Raw genomic sequence first — 6722 nt, forward strand, 5'->3', positions numbered from 1 at the left:
CGATAAGCCGCGCTCTCAGGCGGCCTGAAATCGCAGCTCTCGTCGGAGAAACTGGGTGGCGCGATCGCTGACCCGTTTGGGGTCACCCGTGGTGAAAAAGCCACCCTGACCTGTGCCACGCATTTCGGGGTGACGGACCAGATAATCCGCAAGGCTTTCCGCAACCAGAGCGCCCTGACTGAAGACTTTGACATCAGCCCCCAAAGCGTTCTGGAAACACTGTTCCAGTAGCGGATAATGGGTACAGCCCAGAATGGCTGCTTGCGGGTTCGGCATCTTGCGTTTCAGGGCATCGACATGGCTGCGCACCATGGCTTCGGCCAGGATCAGATCGCCATCCTCGATGGCATCGACCACGCCGCCACAGGCCTGGGCCTCGACATCGACGCCAATGGCGCGAAAGGCGAGTTCACGCTGAAAGGCGCGGCTGGACACAGTGGCCGGGGTGGCAAACAAGGCGACATGCTTGACCTCAACTTCGCGCGGGGGACTGTTGTCGCCCCACTGCCGTTCGGTCAGCGCTTCGATCAAAGGCACAAAAACACCCAAAACCCGCTTGCCCTCGGGCAAACCTTCTTCTTGCATCCGGCGCAGAGCAGCGGCCGACGCCGTATTGCAGGCCAGAATGACCAGATCGCAGCCCTTGGACCACATATCCGCGACGGCAGCCTTGGTCAGCTGATAGATATCCTCGGCATCGCGAACCCCGTAGGGCGCACGTGCGCTGTCCGCGTAATACAGGAAATCCACATCCGGCAGACGGGATTGGGCGGCATTGAGGACGGTCAGCCCGCCCAGGCCGGAATCAAAGATGCCAACAGCCATGGTCTCACTTTCAGGCGCGGTCTTTTCAGGCGCGATGTTTTTCCTCGAACTCAAACCCGTATTCATAGGATTTGAGCGGCTTCGGAGACAGCTCATACGTGGCTTTGCGCAGGAAATCCATCATTCCTTTTGCGTCACCCACCATCGGGTTCAATCTGTCGCGCTCAATCGGCGCGCCAATCACCACACCAACAGGGGTATCGACCCGCTTTTTGAATTCTTTGATCAGCAGGCCCATGCGCAGTGTTGCGTGCAGATGGCTGGCAATCTGAAACAAGCGTGAGGTATGGCCGTCAAAAAACACAGGCACAACAACTGCATTGGATTTGGCCACCATCCGCGCGGTAAAGCTGCGCCAGCCGGGATCCATCGGTTTTGAAAACACCCGCGCCGAGGTCGAAACTGTCCCACCGGGAAAAATTCCGATAGCACCACCCTGCCCCAGATAGTCCAGCGCAGTGCGCCGGGTGGTAAGGTTAAGCCTGACCGCCTCTTTGGTTTCTTCAAACGAAATTGGCAGCACCACCCGGTCCAGATCGCTTGCCTTGCGAAAAATTTGATGCGCCAGAATACGAAAATCGCCCCGGGTTTGCGCCAAAATATGCCCCATCATCATCCCGTCCAGAATGCCATAAGGATGATTGGCAATCAGGATAACCGGACGGTCCTGCGGAATATTGCTGAGAGAGCCGCCAATTACGTCCAAGCTCAACCCGTAGCGCGCGGCCATAACCGACCAGAAATCCTGCCCCTGCGCGATATCTTCCTCATAGCCCTGCGCCCGCTTGATCAGCTGCAAACGTCCAGTGGTATTTTCCATCAGGCGGATCATCGCCCGTCCAGACCGGCTTTCGGCGGAATAGGAATAGGAAATATCACGGGCAATGTGACTTTGACTGTGCTGTATTCGGGGCAGAGACAGGGGCATCGGTCGAAGTGGGTCCTATTGGTGGAAGTGGGTCCTATTGGTGAATGTCATATCGTGGGTCTCGCGATGGATTTGTTTTACGACAGTCCCGGTAACAGGGCCATGACAAAGCCGCCTTCGCTCCCGGTGGCGACACGTCCAAACAGTGCAAAACAGCAAGAAACCGCTGGATGCGAAAATGGAAAAGCGCCACGCAATTGCGCGGCGCCTGACCTCATTTGAAACTTTCTATCAGGGCAAAATGGCAAAGCCTTCGTCACCCTGACCACCTGAAAGTGTCTTGCTTATTCCGCAGCTTCCTTCAGCGGCGCGCCACCCTGGCGCAGTGCGATCAGCAGCTCTTCGCGCCGCTTAGCCGCCTTGGCCTCGCTTTCCTGCTTCACCGGGCCAAAACCGCGGATCTGCAGAGGAAGTTCCGCCAGAGCAATCAGCGGCTCAAGGTTTGTGGCATTCGCTTGTGGTAGCCACTCCTTCATGTCGCTCTCATATTGCTTGATCAGTGCGCGCTCCATTTTACGCTCTGCGCTGTAGCCAAAGACATCCAGCGGAGTGCCGCGCAGCGGTTTCATCTTAGCAAGCAGACGCAACCAACGCGTCATGCCGGGGCCAAATTTGCGCTTTTGCGGGCGACCATTGACCAGTTTGCCGCCAAAGACGGGAGGCGCCAGGTTGTAAGAGACTTTCAGATCCCCCTCAAACTCGGCTGCCAGCTTTTCATGGCTCGACAGAAGCAGTCGGGCGACTTCGTATTCGTCTTTGTAGGCCAAGAGCTTATGGTAGCCTTTTGCCACGGCTTCCTTGAGTGCGGGGTCCGCAACCCTCTCGAGCATTTTGCCATAACGCTTGGCCAGCCCGCCGCCCTGAAAGGCCACCAGTTGATCACTGCGATAGGCAATTTTCTCGTCCAGTGTTTTTGGCAGTTCCACCACAGTGGCAGGTTTAGCAATCTTGGCAGCCGCCTCAGGCTCCACCACAGCCCAGCGACCAATTTCAAAGGCACGCAGGTTACGCTCCACCGCCGCACCATTCAGTGTGATCGCTTCGGTGATCGCCTTGTGGCTCACCGGGATCAGCCCCTGCTGCCAGGCAGCACCAAAGACCATCATATTCGAGAAAATCGAATCTCCCATGGTGGCACGAGCCAGCTCAGAGGCATCAAACAGTACCAAATTGTCCCGCAGACGTGCCTGAAGTGCGACCTGCAACCTGTCTGTAGGCAACTGAAAATTGGTGTCACGGGTAAAATCACCGGTGATAATTTCATGGCTATTGACGACACCACCGGTGCGGCCTGTTTTCATCAAACCAATGGTCTTGGCGCCAGCGCTGACCACCAGATCACCGCCGATCAGCGCGTCCGCTTCACCGGTGGCGACACGGATGGCACTGATGTCTTCGGGGCTCTTGGCGAGACGGCAATGGATGTGCACAGCACCGCCTTTTTGGGCAAGACCCGCCATTTCCATCATACCAGCGCCCATGCCATCAAATTGTGCGGCCTGTGCCAGCACCGCACCGATGGTCACGACCCCGGTGCCACCGACGCCGGTGATCACCACATTATGGGTGCCGTCAATTTCTGGTAGCTTTGGTTCAGGCAGATCAGGAAGCTTCAGCTCTGCTGTGGCCTCTTTACGGATCTTGGCGCCCTCAACTGTTAGGAACGAGGGGCAAAACCCGTTGACGCAAGAGAAATCCTTGTTGCAGGAGCTTTGATCGATTGCCCGTTTGCGGCCCAGTTCGGTCTCTTTTGGCACGATCGAAACACAGTTGGATTGAATGCCGCAATCACCGCAGCCTTCGCAGACATCCGGGTTGATAAAGACGCGCTGATCGGGATCCGGGAACAGGCCCCGTTTGCGACGACGGCGTTTTTCGGCGGCACAGGTCTGAATATAGATGATGCCGGAAACACCCTCGACCTGTTCAAATTCCTTTTGCACATCCATCAGCTCGGCGCGCTCGTGCATCCGCATGCCCGCCGGGAACAGCTTCGCATCGACGTCTTCTTTGTCGTCATAAACCACAGCGATGGTCTTCATACCCATCGCTTTGAGCTCATGGGCGATCTGGTGTGCCGTCAGCCCACCTTCGGCCTGCTGACCACCAGTCATGGCAACCGCGTCATTGTACAGGATCTTGTAGGTCATATTGGTGCCCTCAGCGAGGGCGGCGCGGATCGCCTGAACACCGGAATGGTTATAGGTGCCATCGCCAAGGTTCTGGAACACATGGGTGCGCTTGGAAAATGGTGCCTCGCCAATCCAGTTGGCACCCTCGGCGCCCATATGGGTAAAGCCGGTGGTCTCCCGGTCCATCCACTGCACCATGAAATGACAGCCGATACCGGCATAGGCACGACTGCCCTCAGGGATTTTGGTCGAGGAGTTATGCGGACAACCCGAGCAAAAATAAGGCAGACGCGCGGCGATTTCTTCGGCATTGTCGGCGCGTTTTGCATCATCCAGCGCGGCAAGGCCCGCCTTGATCGCCTCTGTATCGCGGCCTTCTTCGATCAGGATACCACCGAGTTTTTCGGCAATCATGATTGGATCAAGCGCATATTTGGTCGGGAACAGCTCTTCGCGGTTCACCTCACCGACGCCGCCCTTGTACCAGCCATAGACACGGCGCCCGCGCCGGTCATCAAAGATCGCTTCCTTGATCTGAATCTCGATCAGCTTGCGCTTTTCCTCAACGACGACAATCAGATCAAGACCTTCGGCCCAGGCATTGAAGCCCTTCATATCCATCGGCCAGGTCTGCCCCACCTTGTAGGTGGTGATCCCCAGACGTTCTGCCATGGTCTCGTCGATGTTCAGCAGCGACAGTGCATGCACCAGATCAAGCCAGTTTTTGCCAGCGGCGACAAAGCCGATCTTGGCGCCGGGTTTACCCCAAACACGTTTGTCCATCTTGTTTGCATGGCTAAAGGCTTCGGCGGCGAAACGCTTGTAGTCGATGATTCGGTCTTCCTGTTGGAAGCGATCATCTGCCAAGCGGATATTGAGCCCATCAGACGGCATCTCGAACTCTGGCGTGACGATCTGCATCCGATCCGGATCACCATCCACCACCGATGTCACCTCGATGGTGTCTTTCATGGTCTTCAGACCAACCCAAAGCCCGGAAAACCGGCTCAACTCGTAGCCATAAACACCATAGTCCAGGATTTCCTGCACCCCGGCCGGGCTGACGATGGGAAGGTAGCAATCCAGCAGCGACCATTCCGATTGGTGCAGCACCGTAGAGCTTTCGCCAGTGTGATCATCGCCCATGGCAACCAGCACGCCGCCATTTTTGGAGGTGCCGGCCATATTGGCGTGACGGAAGGCATCGCCGGATCGGTCAACCCCTGGCCCCTTGCCATACCACAGGCCAAAGACACCGTCGTATTTGCCCTCACCACGCATCTCAGCCCCTTGCGCGCCCCAGAGCGCGGTCACGGCGAGATCTTCGTTGAGGCCATATTGGAAGGTAACATCCGAAGCTGTGAGCTGTTTCTTTGCCCGATCCATCTGCATGTCGACCGCCCCCAGGGGAGATCCGCGGTAACCGGTGACCAGGCCCGCAGTATTGAGCCCCGCAGCCTCGTCACGTGCCTTTTGCATCAGCATCAGACGCACCAGCGCCTGTGTGCCGTTCAGCATTACGGGCGATTTGCTCAGGTCGTATTTGTCATTGAGTGAGATCTTTTGCGTGCTCATTCGGTCCTCCCCACCTAAATTAGCTTGCCTTGCTTGACGGGATATTAGGTCACAATTACTGACCTGTATAGGCGGTTTTTTTCAATTTTCCCTCGCGTCGTTATAGGAAATTGATAAAAGCCTGTGATTTCATATAGTCTGACGCGAGCAGACCAGAAGGCAGGTCGGCAAAGAGATCGGCAAAAAGGGCAGAGGTAAAAATATGGATTGGGACAAACTCAGAATATTTCACGCCGTTGCCGATGCGGGCAGCCTGACCCATGCCGGGGATAAGCTGAACCTGTCGCAATCTGCGGTCAGCCGCCAAATTCGCGCGCTGGAGGAAAGCCTGAACGCGACGCTGTTCCACCGCCATGCACGCGGCTTGATTCTTACCGAACAGGGTGAGTTGCTTTTTGATGCGACCAAATCCATGTCGGCGCGTCTAGAGGCGGCATCGGCGCGCATTCGCGATAGCGAAGAAGAAGTCTTTGGCGAGCTGCGAGTCACCACCACCTTTGGCTTTGGCACGCTTTGGCTGGCACCACGCCTGACCAAACTGTTTGAACAGTATCCCAACCTCAAAATTGACCTGATGCTGGAAGAACGGGTGCTGGACCTGCCCATGCGTGAGGCCGATGTGGCCATTCGCATGAAAGAGCCAAGCCAGGCCGATCTGGTGCGCAAGCGCCTGATGACCGTGCAGATGCGGCTCTATGCGTCACGCGACTACCTTGACCGGCACGGCACTCCGGCGACCCTCGCGGATATCAAAGACCATAGGCTGATCTGCCAGAACCAGCGCTCCGCACAGGTGGGGTCTGCCTCGGTTCTGGTACAGCGATTGATGACCCATAATCCCGGCTCATTGTTGACGGTGAACAATTACTTTGGGGTTTTGCAGGGCGTTTTGCATGATCTTGGCATTGGCATACTGCCCGATTACGTCACCGAGGACTTCCCGGATCTGGTCGAAGTTCTGCCAAACGAGGAAAACAGCGGTGTGCCGGTTTACCTCGCCTATCCCGAAGAACTGCGCCATTCCCAGCGGGTTTCGGCCTTTCGCGACTTTGTCCAGACCGAGATCATGGCACATCGCAAACACATGAAAGAACTAGGCAAACTCTGACGGGATGCGGCGCGCAATTGAGCCATGCAATAGCCGCATAGCGGCAATGCTGTTATGATTGCGTTAAACATCTTGAAGGGTCAGCATCATAACCCTAAACCCGCATTTCCCAAGTAACTTGACGTTTTCGCGCCTCCAACGGCCACTAATGTGT

The 6722-nt window shown here is 56.4% G+C and carries 4 protein-coding genes; 1 reads left to right on the forward strand and 3 read right to left on the reverse strand.

Annotated elements, in window-relative coordinates; genetic code table 11:
- Nucleotides 1-15 precede the first annotated feature (15 nt).
- From PH5382_RS13195 to PH5382_RS13205, 3 genes are all read right to left on the reverse strand, one after another.
- Nucleotides 16-825 carry a glutamate racemase gene (locus PH5382_RS13195; protein ID WP_058334860.1) on the reverse strand — a complete coding sequence of 270 codons (810 nt, stop codon included), beginning with the start codon at nt 823-825 and terminating at the stop codon, nt 16-18.
- A 25-nt stretch (nt 826-850) separates the two neighbouring features.
- The gene (locus PH5382_RS13200; RefSeq protein WP_058334861.1) at nt 851-1753 is read right to left on the reverse strand and encodes a lysophospholipid acyltransferase family protein; all 903 of its coding nucleotides are present in this window, start codon (nt 1751-1753) and stop codon (nt 851-853) included.
- Nucleotides 1754-2037: 284 nt separating this feature from the next.
- Nucleotides 2038-5460, reverse strand: coding sequence for an indolepyruvate ferredoxin oxidoreductase family protein (locus PH5382_RS13205; protein WP_058334862.1), 3423 nt, complete (start codon nt 5458-5460; stop codon nt 2038-2040).
- Between the two features lie 202 nt (nt 5461-5662).
- Between PH5382_RS13205 and PH5382_RS13210 the strand changes: the two genes are divergently transcribed.
- A complete protein-coding gene (locus PH5382_RS13210; protein WP_058334863.1) occupies nt 5663-6568 on the forward strand; it encodes a LysR family transcriptional regulator in 906 nt (301 codons plus the stop codon).
- Nucleotides 6569-6722 lie beyond the last annotated feature (154 nt).

This window comes from Phaeobacter sp. CECT 5382 (assembly GCF_001457775.1).
GTDB lineage: Bacteria > Pseudomonadota > Alphaproteobacteria > Rhodobacterales > Rhodobacteraceae > Pseudophaeobacter.